This is a genomic window from Chryseobacterium arthrosphaerae (assembly GCF_001684965.1).
Taxonomy (GTDB): domain Bacteria; phylum Bacteroidota; class Bacteroidia; order Flavobacteriales; family Weeksellaceae; genus Chryseobacterium; species Chryseobacterium arthrosphaerae.
In genome coordinates, this window is sequence record NZ_MAYG01000012.1 from 463,049 (window position 1) to 483,637 (window position 20,589).

18 protein-coding genes are annotated in these 20,589 nt (G+C 38.6%); 11 read left to right on the top strand and 7 right to left on the bottom strand.

The window, feature by feature from the left end:
• Positions 1 to 146 precede the first annotated feature (146 nt).
• The 6 genes from BBI00_RS17495 to BBI00_RS17520 form a co-directional block, all read right to left on the bottom strand.
• The gene (locus BBI00_RS17495) at positions 147 to 485 is read right to left on the bottom strand and encodes a hypothetical protein (protein WP_065400144.1); all 339 of its coding nucleotides are present in this window, start codon (positions 483 to 485) and stop codon (positions 147 to 149) included.
• Between the two features lie 67 nt (positions 486 to 552).
• Entirely contained in the window at positions 553 to 2,595 is a 2,043-nt protein-coding gene (locus BBI00_RS17500) for a S9 family peptidase (protein ID WP_065400145.1), read from the bottom strand.
• Between the two features lie 127 nt (positions 2,596 to 2,722).
• Entirely contained in the window at positions 2,723 to 4,264 is a 1,542-nt protein-coding gene (locus tag BBI00_RS17505; protein WP_065400146.1) for a T9SS type A sorting domain-containing protein, read from the bottom strand.
• Positions 4,265 to 4,511: 247 nt separating this feature from the next.
• Positions 4,512 to 6,449 (bottom strand): T9SS type A sorting domain-containing protein, encoded by a 1,938-nt coding sequence (locus BBI00_RS17510; RefSeq protein WP_065400147.1) that lies wholly within the window; start codon positions 6,447 to 6,449, stop codon positions 4,512 to 4,514.
• 169 nt (positions 6,450 to 6,618) lie between these two features.
• Complete coding sequence (locus tag BBI00_RS17515) at positions 6,619 to 7,359, bottom strand: uroporphyrinogen-III synthase (protein WP_065400148.1); 741 nt, start codon at positions 7,357 to 7,359, stop codon at positions 6,619 to 6,621.
• Between the two features lie 12 nt (positions 7,360 to 7,371).
• Complete coding sequence (locus BBI00_RS17520) at positions 7,372 to 8,040, bottom strand: DUF4271 domain-containing protein (RefSeq protein WP_083988562.1); 669 nt, start codon at positions 8,038 to 8,040, stop codon at positions 7,372 to 7,374.
• Between the two features lie 235 nt (positions 8,041 to 8,275).
• Between BBI00_RS17520 and BBI00_RS17525 the strand changes: the two genes are divergently transcribed.
• From BBI00_RS17525 to BBI00_RS17540, 4 genes are all read left to right on the top strand, one after another.
• Positions 8,276 to 8,992, top strand: coding sequence for a polyprenol monophosphomannose synthase (locus tag BBI00_RS17525; protein ID WP_065400149.1), 717 nt, complete (start codon positions 8,276 to 8,278; stop codon positions 8,990 to 8,992).
• Positions 8,993 to 8,994: 2 nt separating this feature from the next.
• On the top strand, positions 8,995 to 9,363 hold the full coding sequence (locus BBI00_RS17530; protein WP_228394791.1) for a DUF4296 domain-containing protein: 369 nt from the start codon (positions 8,995 to 8,997) through the stop codon (positions 9,361 to 9,363).
• Between the two features lie 64 nt (positions 9,364 to 9,427).
• Entirely contained in the window at positions 9,428 to 10,558 is a 1,131-nt protein-coding gene (tgt, locus tag BBI00_RS17535; protein ID WP_065400151.1) for a tRNA guanosine(34) transglycosylase Tgt, read from the top strand.
• 7 nt (positions 10,559 to 10,565) lie between these two features.
• Positions 10,566 to 11,678 (top strand): LptF/LptG family permease, encoded by a 1,113-nt coding sequence (locus BBI00_RS17540; protein WP_065400152.1) that lies wholly within the window; start codon positions 10,566 to 10,568, stop codon positions 11,676 to 11,678.
• On the opposite strand, the gene BBI00_RS17545 is transcribed toward BBI00_RS17540, so the two are convergent.
• Positions 11,672 to 12,388 (bottom strand): biotin--[acetyl-CoA-carboxylase] ligase, encoded by a 717-nt coding sequence (locus tag BBI00_RS17545; RefSeq protein WP_065400153.1) that lies wholly within the window; start codon positions 12,386 to 12,388, stop codon positions 11,672 to 11,674. The genes BBI00_RS17540 and BBI00_RS17545 overlap by 7 nt on opposite strands.
• 87 nt (positions 12,389 to 12,475) lie before the next feature.
• Here BBI00_RS17545 and rsfS point away from each other — a divergent pair, with 87 nt between their 5' ends.
• The 7 genes from rsfS (at position 12,476) to BBI00_RS17580 (ending at position 20,586) form a co-directional block, all read left to right on the top strand.
• Complete coding sequence (gene rsfS, locus BBI00_RS17550; RefSeq protein ID WP_065400154.1) at positions 12,476 to 12,841, top strand: ribosome silencing factor; 366 nt, start codon at positions 12,476 to 12,478, stop codon at positions 12,839 to 12,841.
• A gap of 21 nt (positions 12,842 to 12,862) precedes the next feature.
• The gene (gene ftsH / locus BBI00_RS17555) at positions 12,863 to 14,884 is read left to right on the top strand and encodes an ATP-dependent zinc metalloprotease FtsH (RefSeq protein ID WP_065400155.1); all 2,022 of its coding nucleotides are present in this window, start codon (positions 12,863 to 12,865) and stop codon (positions 14,882 to 14,884) included.
• Between the two features lie 136 nt (positions 14,885 to 15,020).
• Positions 15,021 to 15,602, top strand: coding sequence for an LUD domain-containing protein (locus BBI00_RS17560; RefSeq protein ID WP_065400156.1), 582 nt, complete (start codon positions 15,021 to 15,023; stop codon positions 15,600 to 15,602).
• Positions 15,603 to 15,627: 25 nt separating this feature from the next.
• Positions 15,628 to 16,500: a phosphatidate cytidylyltransferase gene (locus BBI00_RS17565; protein ID WP_065400157.1), complete on the top strand. Its 873-nt coding sequence runs from the start codon at positions 15,628 to 15,630 to the stop codon at positions 16,498 to 16,500.
• Positions 16,501 to 16,504: 4 nt separating this feature from the next.
• Positions 16,505 to 17,161, top strand: coding sequence for a phosphatidylserine decarboxylase family protein (locus BBI00_RS17570; protein ID WP_065400158.1), 657 nt, complete (start codon positions 16,505 to 16,507; stop codon positions 17,159 to 17,161).
• An 877-nt stretch (positions 17,162 to 18,038) separates the two neighbouring features.
• Entirely contained in the window at positions 18,039 to 18,542 is a 504-nt protein-coding gene (locus BBI00_RS23595; RefSeq protein WP_228394792.1) for a helix-turn-helix transcriptional regulator, read from the top strand.
• A 241-nt stretch (positions 18,543 to 18,783) separates the two neighbouring features.
• Positions 18,784 to 20,586: a hypothetical protein gene (locus tag BBI00_RS17580; RefSeq protein ID WP_065400159.1), complete on the top strand. Its 1,803-nt coding sequence runs from the start codon at positions 18,784 to 18,786 to the stop codon at positions 20,584 to 20,586.
• The last annotated feature ends 3 nt before the right edge of the window (positions 20,587 to 20,589 follow it).

The window sequence follows — 20,589 nt, forward strand, 5'->3', positions numbered from 1 at the left end:
AATCAATAACTGATGTATGTTTAAAAAAAAAGAGATAAGCATGGGCTTATCTCTGTTGTATCAAAGGAATGTTCTTTTTTATCCTGATTTTTGATAATTTTTCAAGTGTTTCATTGCCAAATTTTCAAACGGATATATTTTTAAGATTAAATCAGTTCTTCTTCCTGAAAATACTGAATAATTGCCTTTTTCATAAGCAAGGTCTGTTCATTAGGCCGTAGTTCCGGAAGTTCCTCCAATTTTTCAAACTGTGGCCATCCGTCTTCATAATGGGTAAATTTGTAATATCCAAATGGCTCCAGCAGTCTGCAAACTGCAATATGAATCAGGTTCACTTTGTCATCTTTCGTATATTTCTGCTGGCCGCTTCCCAGCTCCTGTAATCCTATTAAAAACAAAAGCGTTTCAATAGGCGGGTTCTTTTCAGTCTGGAAATTGTCTTCAAAGAACTGTTCTATTTTTTTCCAATATTCGGACTCGTTCATAAGGTTGATAAGTGATATTTATAATTATTTTGTGAACGTTTTTTTAACCCGTCACCTCATTTCTTCATCAATTCTTGTCTATCTTTAAAAGAAACGCATATTCCAGTGCATCTTCTTTAAGAGATTCAAATCTTCCGCTGGCTCCTCCATGTCCGGAGCTCATATCTGTTTTAAAAATTAAAATATTGTCATCCGTTTTCAATGCTCTCAGTTTTGCGGTCCATTTGGCAGGCTCCCAATACTGTACCTGGGAATCATGGAATCCTGTAGTGATCAGCATGTGCGGATAGTCTTTAGCTTCTACATTATCATAAGGAGAATACTCTTTCATATAATGGTAATATTCTTCATCATTCGGATTTCCCCACTCGTCGTATTCCCCGGTCGTTAAAGGAATTGTGTCGTCAAGCATGGTGGTAACTACATCTACGAAAGGAACCTGTGCTACAATTCCGTGGAAAAGCTTTGGTTCATAGTTCACAACAGCACCTACCAGAAGGCCGCCGGCGCTTCCACCCATTGCATACATATGTTGGGATGAAGTATAATTTTCCTGGATTAAATATTTCCCGGCATCGATAAAATCGAAGAACGTATTTTTCTTAAACAGCATTTTTCCGTCTTCATACCATTCCCTTCCCAGGTACTCTCCACCGCGGATGTGTGCAATGGCATAGATGAAGCCTCTGTCAAGAATAGATAACCTTACATTCGAAAAGCTGGCATCTACCGTATGGCCGTAGCTTCCATATCCATAGAGAAGCAGCGGCGTATCGGCTGACTTTTTGGTATCTTTATGATAGACCAGTGAAATAGGGATCTTTGTTTCTCCATCTCTGGAATCGGCCCATACCCTTTCAGAAATATAATTTTCTGGGAAGAACTTTCCGCCTAAAACTTCCTGCTGCTTCAGAAGGACTGTTGTTTTTTCCTTCATATTGTATTCGTACGTAGAACTTGGCTGCGTCAGCGAAGTATAGCCGTAGCGCAGAACTTCAGTGTCAAATTCAAGATTGATTCCTATATAAGCGGTATAGGTAGGATCAGAAAAAGGCAGGTAATGGGATTCCTGTGTTTTCTCATCAATAATTTTGATCTGAAGTAAACCTCTTTCTCTTTCTTCAAGGACCAGATAGTCTTTGAAAATCTCAAAACCTTCCAGAAGAACTTCTGCACGGTGAGGAATGACGTCGATCCAGTTTTCCATACCACAGTTGTCAATCTTTGTTTTTACAATTTTGAAATTGATGGCATCATCAGCATTGGTAATGATATAAAATTCATCTTCGTAATGTTCCACAGAATATTCAAGATCATCTATTCTTGGCTGTATTATTGTCCAGTCTGCAAAAACATTGTCAGAAGGAATAAAACGGTGCTCATCGGAAATCGTGCTTGAACTGGCAATGAAAATGTACTGTAAGGATTTCGTTTTAAAAACATTGACATCAAAAGTTTCATCCTCCTCATGGAAGATCAGCACATCCTCAGAAGAATCAGTGCCTAATTGGTGCCTGTATACCTGGAATGCACGCAGGCTTTTATCTTTTCTGATGTAGAAAATATGCTGGTTATCGTTCGCCCAAACAGCTTTTCCTGTAGTATTCGGAATAGTGTCCGGCAGAATTTTCCCGGTCTTTAGATTTTTAAAATTTAAAGTGTAAATTCTTCGTCCTACATTATCGGAAGAAAAAGATGTAAGTTCGTTGTTAGGACTTACCGCAACACTTCCTACTTCAAAGAAGCTTTCCCCTTCAGCTAAAATATTTACATCGAGAATGATCTCTTCAGGATTGTCAAGACTTTTATGCTTTCTGCAGAAGATGGGATATTCTTTTCCTTCTTCATATCTTACGATGTACCAGTATTCGTTAAAAATATAAGGCAGAGATTCGTCATCTTTTTTATAACGGGCCTTCATTTCTTCAAAAAGTTCTTCCTGGAGAGCTTCTGTATCTTTCATGATGAATTCTTCGTAAGCATTTTCTTCCTCAAGATATTGGATGACTTCGGGATTTTCCCTTTCATTGAGCCAGAAGTAATTGTCAATTCTTCGGTCGCCGTGAGTTTCTAATATTTTTTCTATTTTTTTTGCCTGTGGAGCTTTCATCTCTATTTCAATTTTTTACGTCTTATGTACTTTTACAGAGACGTTACATTCAATGTTAATTCTTGTTCAAATATAAAGAAAGGCTATCAAACTTTTGATAGCCTTTTTACTAATATTGGATGACGGGTTATTTTTTTATGGATTTAATGGTTTTCACACTTCCGTCTTTCATTTTTAGGGTAACAAAATAAAGCCCTTCTTTTAAGTCTCTTAAATCAAGTGAAGAAGAGGGTTTTTCAATCGTTTTGACCATTCTTCCGGCAGCGTCAGTAACCGAAACAGATTGTACATCAGAAATATCGGAGATAGTAAGTACGTCGCTGAAAGGGTTTGGTGATACCATGATTTTCTTTTTACTGTCGGTGACTTCATGGGTAGAAAGTAAATTCTCATCATATGCTGAAATTTGGAATGTACCACTGTCCGTAAAGTTGCCGATCTGCCAGACACTTGCATAAAGAATTTCGCCCGGAGTCTGCCCTGTTAAAGAAAGTAAGGAAAAAAAGCCTTGTCCGCTATTATTGTCACAGGCAATTTCTGTTAATGAGCCACAGGTTCCGCTATAAACACTGAGTGTACTATAATTAAAATTAGATCCGGGATCACTTTGGGTTTCAATTTTAAGATTTCCACTTGGTGGTACTGTTACAGTAAACCATACATTGTTGATCGCTGTTGAAAGACATGAGGGTGAAGAGCCATCAGTAGTGGCTTCGTCATTACCGGATATAATGGCTCCGGAATTGAAATCTCCTCCAACCGTTAAAGGTGTTGCTCCTGAGCACTCATCATTTGCCGGTAGGATAGGATCATACGCTGCAATCTGGAATTCTCCTGAACTGGAGTAGGAATCATATTTCCATACACTGATGTAAACCGTTTCACCTGGAATCAGTCCGGTTAATACTGTTGGTGGAAAACCCAAATTATTGCAGGTGATTTCAGTTAAAGAATTACAGGAACCTCTATAAACATTCACTACACGACCGAAAAATGTAGGTCCGGAAGCTTCTTTCAGTTTAATGGTTAAATTTCCACTTTGTGGTACCACTGCTGTGAACCATACATTGTCTATGGCATCAGGATCGCACGAAGGTGTAGAGCCGTCAGTTGTAGCACTGTAGTTATTGGTGGTAATGGCTCCTGAATTAAAATCAGTTCCTACCGTTAAGGCAATTGCCCCTGAGCACACATCATGGGCTGGTGGGATAGGATCATAAGCGGAAAGCTGAAATTCTCCATTGTCTGATAGATAATATTTTCCAACACTTATGTACAATATTGCACCAGGGGTTTGACCTGTTAAAAAAATAGATGAAAAACCACCATTACCATTATCATCATCACATTCAATCTCAGCTAAAGAACCGCAAGAACCGCTGAAAACAGTCACTACACTGTCACCAAATAAAGATCCTGAGACCTCACGGGTTTCTATTGTCAGCTTACCACTGGCCGGAACTATTGCTGTAAACCAAAGATTGTCTGAAGTATTGGATTGGCAGGAAGGAGCAGGCCCATCAGTAGTGGCTCCGGTATTATCAAATGTGGCAGCTCCTGAAGCGAAATCAGTTCCCACGGTCAGGGCGATTGCTCCCGTACAGTCATCGTTTTGTGCGTTGATTAATGCAGCTGTTAAAAGAAATAAACAAAGTAATATTTTCTTCATAATAAAGTTTTTTAATACTTCTAAATATAGAGAATTAACTATACTGTTTAAGAAAACGGGAATAATTTAATTAATTGATTATTAGTGATTAATGATCCTTTTTGTAATGTATGCTTTGCAATAATAATTACGCTGAAAAGATTATATTATTAAATATTTTTGTTGTGTTTACAGTGCCTTTTACTTAAAAAATAATGCAAAAAAGGCTGCCCATGGGCAGCCTTTTTTATTCAGCAGGATCGCAGAACTATTTTTTTATGGATTTAATAGTTTTCACACTTCCGTCTTTCATTTTTAAGGTAACAAAATAAAGTCCTTCTTTTAAGTCTCTTAAATCAAGTGAAGAAGACGGTTTTTCAATCGTTTTGACCATTCTTCCGGCAGCGTCAGTAACCGAAACAGATTGTACATCAGAAATATCGGAGATAGTAAGTACGTCGCTGAAAGGGTTTGGTGATACCATGATTTTCTTTTTACTGTCGGTGACTTCATGGGTAGAAAGTAAATTCTCATCATATGCTGATATGCGGAATGTACCACTGTCTGTAAAGCTGCTGTACTTCCATACACTTACATAAAGCGTTGCACCTGGAGTCTGCCCGGTTAAAGAGAGTAATGAGAAATACCCCTGGCCACTGTCTTCGTCACACGCAAGTTCAGTTAATGAACCGCATGCTCCGCTGTATACAGTAATAACGCTGTCATTAAATTCTGATCCGGAAACATTTTTGGTTTCAATTTTAAGATTTCCGCTTGGTGGTACTGTTACAGTAAACCATACATTGTTGATCGCAGTCGAGTTACATGAAGGAGAAGAGTTATCAGTAGTTGCTTCGTCATTGCCGGATATAATGGCCCCGGAATTGAAATCTCCTCCAACTGTTAAAGGAGTCGCTCCTGAACATTCATTATTTGCTGGTGGAATAGGATCATACGCTGAAATCTGGAAATCTCCTGAATTTGCATACGAATCATACTTCCATACACTGATGTAAACCGTTTCACCTGGGGTCAGTCCGGTTAATGCTGTTGATGAAAAGCCGTAATCATTGCAGATGATTTCATTTAAAGAAGCACAGGTACCACTGTAAACGGCAACTGCAGCGTCGTAAAATAAAGATCCTGAAACTTCTTTCAGTTTAATAGTTAAATTTCCGCTTTGTGGTACCACTGCTTTGAACCATACATTGTCTATGGCATCAGGATCGCAGGAAGGGGTGGAATTATCGCTGGTAGCTTCATCATTGCTGGTTATAATGGCTCCCGAATTAAAATCAGTTCCTACCGTTAAGGCAATTGCTCCCGAACATTCATCATGGGCCGGCGGAATAGGATCATATGCTGCAATCTGGAATTCTCCGCTATCGGCATACGAATCATACTTCCATACACTGATGTAAACGGTTTCACCAGGAGTCTGACCCGTTAACACGGTTGGTGAAAAGCCGTAATCATTGCAGGTGATTTCATTTAAAGAAGTACAGGTACCGCTGTAAACACTCACCACAGGGCTGTAAAATGAAGATCCTGAAACTTCTTTCAGTTTAATGGTTAAATTTCCGCTTTGCGGGATCACTGCTTTGAACCATACGTTATCTATAGCGTCAGGATCGCAGGAAGGGGTAGAGCTGCCCGTTGTAGCGCTGTCATTATTAGTGGTAATAGCTCCGGAATTGAAATCAGTTCCTACCGTTAAAGAAATTGCTCCTGAGCATTCATCATTGGTTGGCGGAATAGGGTCATAAGCTGAAATCTGAAACTCTCCGGAACCGGTGAATGAGTCATATTTCCAGACACTCAGGTAAAGTGTTTCACCCGGAGTCAGTCCGGTCAAAACTGTTGGTGTAAAACCATAATCATTACATTTGATTTCATTTAAGGAATTACAGGTGCCGCTGTATACGCTAATGATAGGATCATCAAATGCAGATCCGGAAACCTCTTTCAGTCTGATTGTAAGATTACCGCTTTGTGGTACTACAGCCGTAAACCATACATTGTCTGTAGCATTCTGGTCACAGGAAGGAGTAGGGCCTCCGGTAGTTGCCCCGTTATTGTTTGCGGTGATGACTCCCGATGCAAAATCTGTTCCCACAGATAGAGACACGGCTCCGGAACAGTCGTCATTTTGTGCATAGATCAATGCGACTGTCAGAAAAAATAAACAGGATAATAGTTTTTTCATGGTTAAAAATTTTTTAAATATAAATAAAAAATCTCTTCTATGGGATAAAATTATAATTTTCCAACTGTTTGGTTTTTAGTTTTTAAAATAATGATTTGAGCCGTTCTGATATAAAAAACCACCTTTTCAATTTGAAAAGGTGGTTGTATTGTAATATTGAAATTAAAGGCTATTTATGCAGAGCCTTAATATATTTTTCAAGAGCCATTGTCATAGAAGGAGTTTCCTTCGTAGGGGCCATTAAATCTACTTTTAATCCTGCTTCTTCGGCAGCCGCCAGAGTGGTGTTTCCGAAAACGCCAATCTTTGTTTCGTCCTGCTTGAAGTCCGGGAAGTTCTGCTGCAGAGATTTGATTCCCTGCGGGCTGAAGAAAATCAGCATATCATAATCTTTAATATTGATATCAGTAAGATCACTGCATACCGTACGGTACATGATTGCTCTCGTCCATTCTACATTCGCTGCATCTAAAGTTTTTACAATATCCGGGCTTAGAACATCTGATGATGGCAGCAGATATTTTTCAGTTGGGAATTTTTTGAAAAGAGGAAGCAGGTCTGAGAAGTTTTTCTCCCCAAAGCTGATTTTTCTTTTTCTGTAAACAATATGCTTTTGAAGGTAGTTGGCAATTGCTTCCGACTGGCAGATATATCTCATGGTATCCGGAACTGAAAAACGCAGCTCCTCTGCAAGTCTGAAGTAATGGTCAATCGCATTCTTACTGGTAAAAATAATACCGGTATACTGCGTCAGATCTATCTTCTGTGTTCTGAGCTCTTTATTGTCAACCCCTTCGACGTGGATAAATGGACGGAAATCAATCTTTATTTTTTCCTTCTTCGCTATATCCAGATATGGAGAAGACTCACTAGGCGCTGGTTGAGAAACCAATATAGACTTTATTCTCATCATTGACATTTATTAAAAAAATAACAACTTCCAAAGCAATAATAATGGTGCGATTTGGAGGGTGCAAATATACAAAAATTTATAATACCATTTCTCCGGAAGAATCTTGTTCTTGTGAAATAAATAGAAAAATACTTTGAAAATGAACACAAAAGCAAAGAAGCAGAAATAATATAAAAACATTTTATTTCTGTCTATAGGGAAGTAATAATGGGTTACACACAGAATTATCAGTAAAAAAGACAGGATAAAATAAAATTTGGTGGAGGTGAAATAAAAAATAGACCACTTTTTTCCATCCCCTATACTTTGGTAAAATAAAAACCCTAAAGTAGATCTTGTTAAATAAAAAAGCAGCACCGCCAGCAAAGTATACCCGAATTTATTCAGCTGATATCCGAAAAGCTGCAGATCGGCAATATATTTAGGAACTACGGGAATGTATTGCGAGATCAGTACAGATAAAGTAAGCGTTGTCACACAGGAAGTGATGATCCAGCTCGGGAGGTTATTGCTCGCATCAAAATATTTCTGAAGCAGAAAATCTTTAAGGCTGGCATCCCTTTCTATAATGTTCATCATAAAAACATATAAAAATATACAGCCTACGAGTATAAAGATTACCCAGTCATTGTTCTCAGGTATTCTTACATGATTGATGTAGTTTGGTAATGACGGCAAAATTTTATTTTTTATTTCTTATTTAGCTTCAAAAACCACAGATCGGCATAGATTTTTTATGGAACGGCCTGTGAAAACATAGTTTAATATCCTTTCTCCGGATTTTACAGATGATTCGGATTCTTTGATAAAAGTTTCTGCATCATTCACTTAATCCCTGAAAAATATTTTTGCAAAATTATAGATTATTTTGTATAAAATAAAAAGGTTAAATAAACTATCTTTGCAAACTGAAATGAAAAAACTCGTCATCATCCCGACTTATAACGAAAAGGAAAATATTGAAAATATTATTTCCGCGGTTTTTGCATTGGAAGATGACTTTCACATTCTGGTAGTAGACGATTCTTCTCCGGATGGTACCGCAGGGCTTGTAAAGGAACTGCAGAAGAAATATCCGCATTATCTGCATCTGTCAGTAAGACATACCAAGGATGGTTTAGGAAAAGCCTACATTCATGGTTTCAAATGGGCGATCGAAAACAAATACGATTACATTTTTGAAATGGATGCCGATTTTTCCCATAACCCGGATGATTTACCCAAACTTTTTGAAGCCTGTCTGAATGCTGATATGGCGATCGGTTCAAGGTACTCAAAAGGAGTAAATGTGGTCAACTGGCCGATGGGTAGAGTATTGCTGTCTTATTTTGCTTCCAAATACGTAAGGTTCGTTTTGGGGCTTCCTATTCACGATACTACAGCAGGATTTGTCTGCTTTTCAAGGAAAGTGCTGGAAGAGATCGGTCTGGATAATGTAAAACTGAAAGGCTACGGATTTCAGATAGAAATGAAATTCAGGGCTTATAAAAAAGGCTTCAGAGTGGTAGAAGTACCTATCATATTTACCAACAGGATTTTAGGGGAAAGCAAAATGAATGGAGGTATTATTCATGAAGCGGTGTTTGGGGTTTTAAATTTAAAATGGAAATCCATCATCAACAGATTATGATTATGAAAAAACTGATCTTCATTTTCGTTGTACTGGCACTGTTTTCATGCAGCGATTATATTGATAAGCCCAAAAACCTGGTTGCTAAAGATCTGATGGCTGAGATTATTGCCGATCTTGCGATCAATGACCAGGCTGTTTTTATGTATCAGGATAAAAATCTGGAAGCGGGCACAAGATTTGTTCTCAAGTCTCACAATGTAAAACCTGAAGACTTCACAGAAAGCTTCAAATATTATGTGATCAAAGAAGAGATGGATGGGATTGCCGATGATGCACAGGAAATATTGCTGAAAAAAGATCCCAAAGCAGATAAGTACGTAAAAGATAAAATCAAGCAGAACGGAGCTTCACCAACTATGGTGAGATAGTCGGCAGGCTGAATTCCGTTCCGGATAGATCACTGGTAATACAGTGAATAAATAAAGTATACAGATGAAATTTTTTAATATAGAAAAAACCTCTGAAGGAAAAGCAAGAGCAGGGGAAATTACCACAGATCACGGGAAAATTCAGACTCCCATTTTTATGCCTGTGGGAACTGTTGCAAGTGTGAAAACTGTGCATCAGAGAGAATTAAAAGAAGACATTAAAGCCCAGATTATCCTGGGCAATACCTATCACCTTTACCTTCGTCCGGGTATGGAAACCATGCAGGATGCAGGCGGATTACACAAATTCATGAACTGGGATCTTCCTATCCTTACCGATTCAGGAGGTTTTCAGGTGTTTTCCCTGGCAAGCAACAGAAAAATGACGGAAGAAGGAGCCCGGTTCAAATCCCATATTGACGGAAGCTACCATATGTTTTCTCCGGAAAGATCAATGGAGATCCAGAGACAGATCGGAGCTGATATCTTTATGGCTTTTGATGAATGTACACCTTATCCTTGTGACTATAACCAGGCTAAATCATCCATGGAGCTTACCCACCGTTGGCTGAAAAGATGTATTGACTGGACGAATGATAATCCTGAATTATATGGCCATAAGCAAAGGCTTTTCCCGATCGTTCAGGGATCTACCTATTCAGATTTAAGAAAAATCTCTGCTGAAGTTATTTCTGAAGCAGGCGCTGAAGGAAATGCCATCGGAGGACTTTCCGTTGGAGAGCCTGAAGAAGAAATGTACAGAATCACTGACGAAGTGACTGATATCCTTCCGAAAGAAAAACCAAGATACCTGATGGGAGTAGGTACCCCATGGAATATCCTTGAATCTATCGGGCTGGGAATTGATATGATGGACTGTGTAATGCCAACAAGAAATGCCAGAAACGCAATGCTTTTCACATGGCAGGGGGTGATGAACCTTAAAAATGAAAAATGGAAGCGTGACTTCTCGCCTTTGGATGAATTCGGAACCAGCTTTGTAGACCGTGAATATTCAAAAGCGTATCTTCGTCACCTGTTCGTATCAAAAGAATATCTGGCAAAGCAGATTGCTTCAATTCATAATCTGGCATTCTACCTTGATCTGGTAAAAGTTGCCAGGGAACACATCCTTGCAGGTGATTTCTATGAATGGAAAAACTCTGTAGTACCGGTTCTAAGACAAAGGCTGTAAAAGAATTATGCTTAAAATTGTAGACAGATATATCATTAAAAAGTACCTTGGAACTTTCAGTTTCATGCTGGTACTCTTGTCTATAGTGGTGCTTGTTATTGATGTTCAGCAAAAGATTCCAAGGATAGAAAATGCAAAGGCAATTGATCCTAAGCTGGATCTGGTGTACTTCCTGATTCACTTTTATCCTTTCTGGATCATTAATCTTGTTGTGACATTCCTCTCCATACTCGTGTTTATTTCGGTGATCTACTTTACATCACGTATGGCAAACAATACCGAAATCGTAGCCATTATCAGCAGTGGAGCAAGCTTTCACAGGTTTTCCAAACCTTATCTGTATACCTCGATCCTGATCGCACTGATCTCACTTATGGTGTATCATATGGTGCTTCCATGGGCCAATATCAAGAAAAATGAACTCGAAGCTTATACCTATAATGCTGCCAATAAAGAAAAGATCTTAGGAACTGCTCCGGCATCTTCACAGCTGAGCAAAACGGAATACATCTTCGTAGACTCCTGGAATAAAAGAGAAAAAAGAGGGTCCAGCTTTGTGTATCAGAAGTTTGATAAAGACCGTAAGATGGTTTACGAGCTGAAAGCGAGTGATGTATATTGGGATAAAGAAAAAAAACAGTTTGTTTTAAATAATTACTTCGAAAAAACGATCAATAAAGACAATTCCGAGAAGCTTAATAACGGAATCGAACTGAGAAAAAACTATGGCCATTCGCCGGAAGAACTTTTCCCTAACGAGCTTTTAGGACAGAATAAAACAACACCGGAACTCTTAAAATTCATAGAAAGAGAAAAAGCAAGGGGGAACAGTAACCTGAATTCTTATCTGAACGAACTTCATCAGAGAACTTCAATGCCTGTTTCCATTATCATTCTTACTTTCCTGGCGCTTTCCCTGTCATCCCAGAAGAAAAGAGGAGGCTTGGGAATCAACCTGGCGATAGGAATCTCAATGGCGTTTATTTTCGTCTTTTCATTTGAAGCTTTAAAAGTAGTGTCAGAGAATAAAAGTCTGTCTCCTGCACTGGCAATGTGGCTGCCTAACCTGGTATTCCTGCCGTTGACCCTTTATCTTTATATCAAAAGAGCCAATCAGTAAAGCAGTTTTACTTCTTTGTGATAAAAATTACGCATGCCGTCCTTTTCAAGTTCGATCCACAGTTCACCTGTCGGATCTGCATGTCGGATGATGCCATTTTGTCGCTCTTTCCCAATTTCAAAAACTGAGATCTGATCTTTTCTGAAAAGATGTTCGTTGAACCTGTCCAGAATTTCCCGGTCAGAAGGAATGTTTTTCAGTTGTTCTGATAAGAATTCATGCAGTGCGAAACTAAGGTCTTCAATATCAAATTGCTGTCCTGTCTGCGTAAGAAGCGAGCCTGCATTGGTTATAGCATCAAATTTTTCCTGGAGGATATTGATTCCGGCTCCGATGATGAAATAATTATTTTGATTAATTTTTTTCTTTTCTATTAAAATTCCAACGATTTTTTTACCTTTAAGAATAATATCATTCGGCCATTTGATCTTTACCTCTGAATCAGCCAAATTGGCAAGGAAATCCCTTATAAGAATTGCGGTATAATAATTGAATATAAAGTCGGAGCACAGGATGTTGTGGGTGTTCACTGCCAGCGTGTAAGCCAGATTTTTTCCGGCAGTCTGAGTCCATACATTTCCATACTGACCGCGGCCCTTAGTTTGATTAAAAGTATGCAATCCTATAAAATCTGAATTTTCGTAAAGTAAAAACTTGGATATTTCGTCATTAGTAGAAGAACATTCTTTTAGATAGAAGAGTTGGCTCATTTAAGAAAACTTTAAGACATTAAGGGGGTAAAAGTAAGGTTAAAGTAAAGAAAAAACAATAAATTTGCAGATTATAGTATTTTTTTAATGAATAAAACAGCAGAAAAACAAGCATTAATAGATAAAATCGTTGAAGCACTTCAGGATGTAAAAGGAGAAGACATTATGATCTTCGATCTTTCAAACATTGAAAACTCAGTAGCGGAAACGTTCGTAATATGTAGCGGAAACTCAAATACACAGGTGGCAGCATTGGCAGGAAGTGTAGAGAAGAAAGTAAGAAATGACCTGAAAGACAGACCTTGGCACGTTGAAGGAACAGAAAACGCAATGTGGGTTTTGGTAGACTATGTTTCAGTAGTAGTTCATATATTTCAGAAAGATGTACGTGAGTATTACGATATAGAAGAACTTTGGGGTGACGCAGTCATTACCAGAATTGAAAATGAATAATAAAAATTTTAAAAAGTATAAATGAATAATAAAGGATTCAACTGGTTCTTTCCTATTGTAATCATAGCTCTTTTGCTATTTTTTGGCTCCAATTTTTTAGGAGGTGATACTGCAAAATCTATTGATGAAGATGGTTTCTTTAGAGAAATGCAGGCGGGGAAAGTCCAGAATATAATTATATACAAAGACATAGAAAAAGCTGATGTTTTCCTTACCAAAGAAGCAAAAGCCGCAATGGTGAGCAAAACAGCAAAAGATAATAACCCTCTTTCAGCCCTGGATATGGCCCCTAAAGCAGACTTTACTGTTAAATACGGAGACCTTCAGCTCTTCCTTCAGAAATTTGACCAGGTAAAAGCTGCCAATCCGGCGATTAAAACCGCTAAAGATTACGGAACGGGTAAAAGCCCTTTCACTGATATTCTGATATCTGCATTGATCTGGATTGCTATTTTAGGATTATTCTACTTCCTTCTTTTCAGAAAGATGGGCGGAGGCGGAGGTCCTGGCGGACAGATCTTCTCTATCGGGAAATCCAAGGCCAAGCTTTTTGATGAAAAAGAAAGAATTCAGGTAACATTCAAAGATGTTGCAGGATTGGAAGGGGCTAAAGAAGAAGTTCAGGAAGTTGTTGATTTCCTTAAAAACTCTGAAAAATATACCAAACTGGGAGGTAAAATTCCTAAAGGAGTATTATTGGTAGGGCCTCCGGGAACCGGTAAAACCTTATTGGCAAAAGCGGTTGCGGGAGAAGCTAAAGTACCTTTCTTCTCACTTTCAGGTTCTGATTTCGTAGAAATGTTCGTTGGGGTAGGAGCTTCAAGAGTAAGAGACCTTTTTGCCCAGGCAAAAGCTAAATCTCCTGCGATCATCTTTATCGATGAGATTGATGCCATCGGACGTGCCAGAGGGAAAAATAATTTCTCAGGCGGAAACGACGAAAGAGAAAATACATTGAACCAGCTTCTTACAGAAATGGATGGTTTCGGTACCGATACGAACGTTATCGTAATGGCAGCAACCAACAGAGCAGATATCCTTGATAAAGCTCTGATGAGAGCAGGACGTTTTGACCGCTCGATCTATGTAGACCTTCCGGAGCTTCATGAAAGAAGACAGATCTTTGATGTTCATTTGAAAAAGATCAAGCTTGATGATAATGTAGACAGAGAATTCCTTGCTAAGCAAACCCCTGGTTTCAGTGGAGCTGATATTGCCAATGTGTGTAACGAGGCGGCACTTATCGCAGCAAGAAATAACCATACTTCAGTAACCAAACAGGATTTCCTTGATGCTGTAGACAGAATCATCGGTGGTCTTGAAAAGAAAAATAAAGCGATCAAACCTTCTGAAAAAAGAAGAGTGGCTTACCACGAAGCAGGTCACGCAACAATCTCCTGGCTGGTAGAGCATGCCTCTCCGCTTTTAAAGGTAACAATCGTTCCAAGAGGACGTTCACTGGGAGCAGCATGGTATCTTCCTGAAGAAAGACAGCTTACAACTACTGAGCAGATGCTGGATGAAATGTGTGCCACATTGGGAGGTAGAGCTGCCGAGCAGGTGATCTTCAACAATATTTCCACAGGAGCACTTTCTGACCTGGAAACGGTAACGAAGAGAGCACAGGCAATGGTGACGATCTACGGATTGAGCCCGAATATCGGGAATATTTCTTACTATGACAGCTCAGGGCAGTCTGAATATTCTTTCGGAAAACCTTATTCTGAAGAAACCGCTACGAAAATTGATGCAGAGATCAAGTCGATCATCGAAAACCAGTATGAAAGAGCAGTAAGAATTCTTGCAGAAAATAAGGATAAACTGGATGCTTTAGCGGGTAAGCTTTTAGAAAAAGAAGTGATCTTCCGCGAAGACCTGGAAGAGATTTTCGGAAAAAGAGCCTGGGATCCTGAATTGACAGAGAAACCGGTTACCAATACAATCCCTGAAAAAGATCAGCCGGAAGTATTGGAAACTCCTCAGATCAAAGAGAAAGAAGAAGAGAGCGAAATACAGGCGCCTGAAAGCCCTACACAGCTTTAAAATTCTTCTGAAAAGAGAATAAATATAACCTGACAGCTTCAAAACTGTCAGGTTTTTTCATATTTAAGGAGATATTTTAGACACGATTGTAATTTATTTTCTATTTTTGTATAAAGTTGACTAAAAATAGATTAAGTTGAATTTATTCAAGAGGATTGTAAGCAAACTTACCAACCAGCCTGAGGAAGAGGAAAAACAGAGCCTGGAGAAGCTTGGGGATTCGCTGAAAAATGCGGATCTTGACTATAAGTTTGCGCAATTATTTACGCATTCAGGAGGATTTTTTAATTATTGTGCAGATGAAGCGGAAGCTCTACAAACTTTAAATCAAATTATCAAAATAGAAGGGATCGGCAATCTTTTCTGCTGGGATAAAGAACTTCAGAACTTTTTAAATGTTGTGAAGGCCCCTTATACCTCAGAATTGCAGCCGTCTAATGATGCAGCATTCATCACCTGTGAATATCTGATTGCCTATGATGGCAGGATCATGCTTTCACACAACAATATTCTCCATTATCATTCTTCAAGGCTGCCGGATCGAATTATCATCATTGCCAATGTGTCACAGATTGTAAACAACCTGAATGATGCCATGGGGAAAATAAAAAGGAACGGAAATATCAAGAACCTTACTTCCATCAGTGGAAGCCAGTCTAAAATGGACAGTTCTTCCAACGCCAATACAAAACTGTTTTTATTGCTGCTTGAAGATTAAAGCACCCACTTCTAAATTTTAAATTTTGGACAAAAATCTCATTCAAAGAACCATTTCAGGGATAGTTTATGTGGCTATCATCATTCTTTGTTCAACGCCATTGGGCGCACAACTGATCAATAGTATTGCACCGGGCCTTATCAAACAGCAGTATCTTTATCATGCATTAATGAGCCTGTTACTGGTTGTAGGGACCTGGGAGTGTGTAAAGATCATGAAGTTTGGAAAAGGATATGAGAAATGGGTGGTCTATCCGCTTGTCATTTTTATATTTTATATCTTTTCCAAAAGGTATTTTAATCACGATTTCTTTTTTGATTTCAGGCTGAGTGAGATTCTTGCATTGGCCCTCATCGGAATTGCCGTGGTGACTTTGTTCAAATATCCGAACGAACTGTATTTTGATAGCGGAAAGCTGATCTTTACGGTTATTTATGTAGCATTACCATTCAGCTTTGCTTTAGGTCTGCCTAAATTTTCAAGCTATAACGATACTTTCTCTCTGGAGGTTCTTTTCCTGTTTATCCTGATATGGAGCAGTGATACTTTTGCCTATCTGGTAGGTAAATTCTTTGGGAAGCATAAGATGGCTCCTAAAATTTCCCCTAAAAAAACATGGGAGGGATATATTGGCGGAGTTGTTCTTACGTTGGTTTTATCCTACTTTATAGAGCATTACCAGCCTGAGTTGAGAGGGAACTGGATGTTTGTAGGATTCCTTGTTGCAGCTTTTGCTCCGTTGGGTGATCTTGTAGAGAGCCAGCTGAAAAGAAATTTCGGGGTGAAAGACAGCGGAAACATTATTCCGGGACACGGAGGTGTTTTAGACAGGCTGGATAGTTTTATTATCTGTGTTCCTGTCGTATATTTGTACTTTATTTTAGAAAAATTTATTTAGTCTCATGAAATTACATAGAGAATCAAAAGGAACCATTACCCTGGCTACGATACTTTTCATTGTATTGGGAGCCTTGGCGATCTATTTCCTTAAAATATGGTCACTGGTGATCATTGCACCATTATTGGTGGTTTACTGTCTTATATTCTGGTTCTTCAGAGTGCCGGACCGTACTATTCTTGACCACAAAGAAAATGTGATCGCTCCGGTTGACGGAAAGGTGGTAATGATCAAAGAAGTGGAAGAAGGAGAGTTCCTGAAAGGAAAAGCGATCCAGGTTTCCATCTTTATGTCACCGCTGAATGTGCATATCTGCAGATATCCGGTTTCAGGGAAAGTGATCTATAAAAAATACCATCCGGGTAAATACCTTGTAGCGTGGCATGAGAAGTCCTCTACAGAAAATGAAAGAACAACGGTAGCGGTGGAAACTTTCACCAACCATAAAGTTGTCTTCAGACAGATTGCAGGATATGTGGCAAGAAGGATTGTTTTCTACTGTAATGAAGGTGATCAGGCTAAAGCCGGACATGAGTTTGGATTTATCAAATTCGGATCGAGAATGGATGTTTTTCTGCCGCTGGATACTGAAATCGTCTGTAAGATCGGTGATATTACCAAAGGTGGTCTGGATGTTATCGCCAGGCTTAAAGAAAATTAAACGTTATTTTACTACAGAAATAAGAGAGAGTCATAGGAATGGCTCTCTTTTTTATTTGATGAAAAACAACATCCGGGAATACATTGGGTCTGATCAGTCCGGACAGTCAATCTATGACTCTGATACAGACTTATAATTTTTTGCTTGTGATATTTCCATTGCAGGTAACCGATAGGATTTCGCGTATTAAATGACAGATATCTGGCATTTTGTTTCATTGATATATGCCTTAATTTTAAGGTGTCTGCCTGGTAAAAGAGCTGTCTGCGATCATCGATACTCCGATACATTATATCCAAAATATGATATAGGCAGGGTTAGTTAACTGTTAAAATTATAATAACCTTTTTAATATTATTTGTTGTTGCAATTCATTAAAAATTTAATAAAATTTAAAAGTCATACGGACTTCATGACCGGTAATGAAACAGAAAGGATGAGTGTTGATGTTGAACGCAATGGCGTCAATCTTATCAACCGGTATTTGGCATTATTATTTTTCATATTTCTATTTTATTCTGTTTTCATCATCGTCTTTTTCGGAGATATGTTTGTTTCAATATTTCTTATGATCATCACTTTTTTCTGGTTGATCTTAATTGCCGTTAATAAGAAAACAAACCACATGGAAAAGATACCGAAGACTTTCGATACCTGTATTTTTGTTCTGTTGACGTTTATAGTTAGTTTTTTTAATACATATACTTATAAAAATGCCGGTGTAGAATATTTTTATTTTTGCCTGCTGTTTGCCGTTCCATTTTTTTTCAATTATAAAAAAGATTCTTTTTTCATTTTTTTTATTGTGTTTATCATCAGTATCAATTTTATCGGCTGTATATATTTTGATTTTGACTTCTTACCCAGAAGCACTTATTTGAAAGAAACTGATCTTAATACGATAAGGCTGTGGAACATCCTGTTTGCCATTTCATCTTTCCTTATGGATGTCATTTTTATTACCCAAAAGGACATGCTGATCAGAGGATTAATGGTAGATACCAAAAGAAAAGACTCCAAAATCAGAGATTTAGTGAAGACCAATGCAGAACTGATGAAACATCAGATGCTCAGTAATTATATTACAGAAGATGATATTCAGGAGATTGTATGGCTGGCAGAAAATAACTCTCCTTTATTCTTTGAAAAGTTTCAAATGTTTTTCCCCCATTTTTTTCCGGATATTCTGGAGATCAGTCCCAAGCTTATTCATTCTGAACTGCACTATTGTGCCTTGATGAAACTTGATTTCGATACTAAAAAAATAGCGCAGTGTACCAATAACAGTGTGCGTGCCGTAGAAAGTAAAAAGTACAGAATAAGAAAGAAACTCAGCATACCCTCTGAAGTAAATATCAATAGTTTTATTATCAAAATCTAGAGTTTCATAATCAAAGCCTTCTGAAAATTAAAGAACGGGAAGATACACGGCCTTAGACTTTGAGTCCTGCTCTTACTGACTGTATGAAAATTCAAATCCGCTCACTTTTGGCTGTATACGTTGCAATATGTGAGTTTTACCACGTAATGAGTAGTATTGCGTATTGGTTTTTTCTGTTCTAAGTGGCTACGCAAATTAATTTTGTTTCGAAAAATTTTTTAATTCACTAAATAAATTTAACATGATGAAAACAAAATTATCAACGGCCGGAATAAGGCTTTTGTTACTGGCTTTGCTATTAACTTTTGGAGTGTTTTACTCGCAAGCCAACAACGGCGCTGTAGGAATTAATACTACAACCCCAAACCCGAATTCCGTTTTAGATGTTGTTTCCGGAAATAACAATAAAGGAATACTCATTCCAAGGCTTACTGAAGCTCAAAGGGACGCAATAGTAATTAATAAAGCAACAGATAACGGTCTTACCATTTATAATACAACGGAAAATTGTTTAAATTATTGGAGTGCCATAGATGATGAATGGAAAAGTGTCTGCGGGCAGCTGGGAAAAGCTGTTTTTACAATAGACTGTTCTGCGACTAAAGCACAGGGAAGCTACGTAAAAGGAAAAGAGCTTGGCAGTTCCAATTATCTGAGTGTTTCCGTTAATGTAACGAAGCCGGGAAATTATACCATTTCCGGAACTACCTCCAACGGATACAATTTCTATGGAACAGGAGTTTTTCTCAATGCAGGAGTGCAGACCATTCAGGTTCCGGGACAGGGAATTCCACAGAACATCCAGTCAGATACTGTAGAAATGAATATAAATGGTGCAGACGTTACATGTACACCCCCAGTTACCATTTCTGTTCTCAGCCCGGCAGGTTCCTATACAATGAGCTGTGGAAGCGCAAAAGCAAACGGTGTATATAAAGTGGGTGTACCGCTTACGGCTTCCAATACCATTACTTTACCGGTAAATGTTTCAGCATTGGGAAGTTATACGATTACAACCAATACGGTTGACGGAATTTCTTTCAACGGATCCGGAACCTTTACTTCCACAGGAAATCAAAATGTAACTTTATACGGAACGGGAACTCCATCGTCTACATCAGTAAAAACAATTACGGTTACTTCTGACAGCCAGGGAGGTGTATCTACCACATGTTCTGTGAATGTTGTGGTTGCCATCCCTAAGAAAACCGTTCTTCACATCGGAGCGGAGACAGCTTACGGCTATAGTGCTTACACAGGGCCTTCAAGAAGACTGATGGATTCCCCTTCAAATTTCGGAACCACAGCTTCGAGTATTGTAAAATATGAAGGCTTTAACCATATATCCTTGGGGAATAGCCCTTCAGCATCAGCTCTTCAGGCTGCCCTTAACAATAAACCTGATATCGTAATAATAGGCTTCAGCTATGCACCTGATGCTGCTTCAGCGTCACATATCGCTTCTTATCTGAATAAAAAAGGAGTTGTAATTGCCCTTATGGAAGAGCCTTTAAGTATTCAGAGAATGTTCCAGGCAATATATGCTGACCCTACCATTTCTGCATCCCATGGATCGGGTGCCGGATCTGTTTATTCACTTGTCAGTACAGATGATCCTATACTGAACGGACCCTTCGGAGATGTGAGAGGAAAATTGTGGGGCGAAGATGCTTCTGTCACTGTAAATATTTCCGGGCTTACAAGCGGTTTTATTCCTTACAGTTATTCACAGGCCATCAACGTTTCTGGTTCAAGAAACGGAGTTTCAGGATTGAGAAGCAGCAATGTAAATCTTGTCTGGTTTGGTGACGGAGGTTTTTTAAGTAACAGTAATGCCGACGGAAGTCAAATTACAAGTAATACCATTACGCCTTTTGTTGCTCCAAGTTCAGGAGGATATTTCCCGGTTGAAAAATCTTCTTACGGGGTTGCTGGGAACGGATATGCTTTAGGATCAATGCAGGTGCAGAACTCTATACTGTTTGCCAATATGGTTGCCTGGGCAGTTCAACAGGCAGAATCCAACGGAATAAACACCCAATGATGA

Bases quoted from the DNA above. Each gene is read 5' to 3' on its own strand.
- BBI00_RS17495 (WP_065400144.1), bottom strand. From the start codon at position 485: ATGAACGAGTCCGAATATTGGAAAAAAATAGAACAGTTCTTTGAAGAC.
- BBI00_RS17500 (WP_065400145.1), bottom strand. From the start codon at position 2,595: ATGAAAGCTCCACAGGCAAAAAAAATAGAAAAAATATTAGAAACTCAC.
- BBI00_RS17505 (WP_065400146.1), bottom strand. From the start codon at position 4,264: ATGAAGAAAATATTACTTTGTTTATTTCTTTTAACAGCTGCATTAATC.
- BBI00_RS17510 (WP_065400147.1), bottom strand. From the start codon at position 6,449: ATGAAAAAACTATTATCCTGTTTATTTTTTCTGACAGTCGCATTGATC.
- BBI00_RS17515 (WP_065400148.1), bottom strand. From the start codon at position 7,359: ATGAGAATAAAGTCTATATTGGTTTCTCAACCAGCGCCTAGTGAGTCT.
- BBI00_RS17525 (WP_065400149.1), top strand. From the start codon at position 8,276: ATGAAAAAACTCGTCATCATCCCGACTTATAACGAAAAGGAAAATATT.
- BBI00_RS17530 (WP_228394791.1), top strand. From the start codon at position 8,995: ATGAAAAAACTGATCTTCATTTTCGTTGTACTGGCACTGTTTTCATGC.
- tgt (WP_065400151.1), top strand. From the start codon at position 9,428: ATGAAATTTTTTAATATAGAAAAAACCTCTGAAGGAAAAGCAAGAGCA.
- BBI00_RS17540 (WP_065400152.1), top strand. From the start codon at position 10,566: ATGCTTAAAATTGTAGACAGATATATCATTAAAAAGTACCTTGGAACT.
- BBI00_RS17545 (WP_065400153.1), bottom strand. From the start codon at position 12,388: ATGAGCCAACTCTTCTATCTAAAAGAATGTTCTTCTACTAATGACGAA.
- rsfS (WP_065400154.1), top strand. From the start codon at position 12,476: ATGAATAAAACAGCAGAAAAACAAGCATTAATAGATAAAATCGTTGAA.
- ftsH (WP_065400155.1), top strand. From the start codon at position 12,863: ATGAATAATAAAGGATTCAACTGGTTCTTTCCTATTGTAATCATAGCT.
- BBI00_RS17570 (WP_065400158.1), top strand. From the start codon at position 16,505: ATGAAATTACATAGAGAATCAAAAGGAACCATTACCCTGGCTACGATA.
- BBI00_RS17580 (WP_065400159.1), top strand. From the start codon at position 18,784: ATGATGAAAACAAAATTATCAACGGCCGGAATAAGGCTTTTGTTACTG.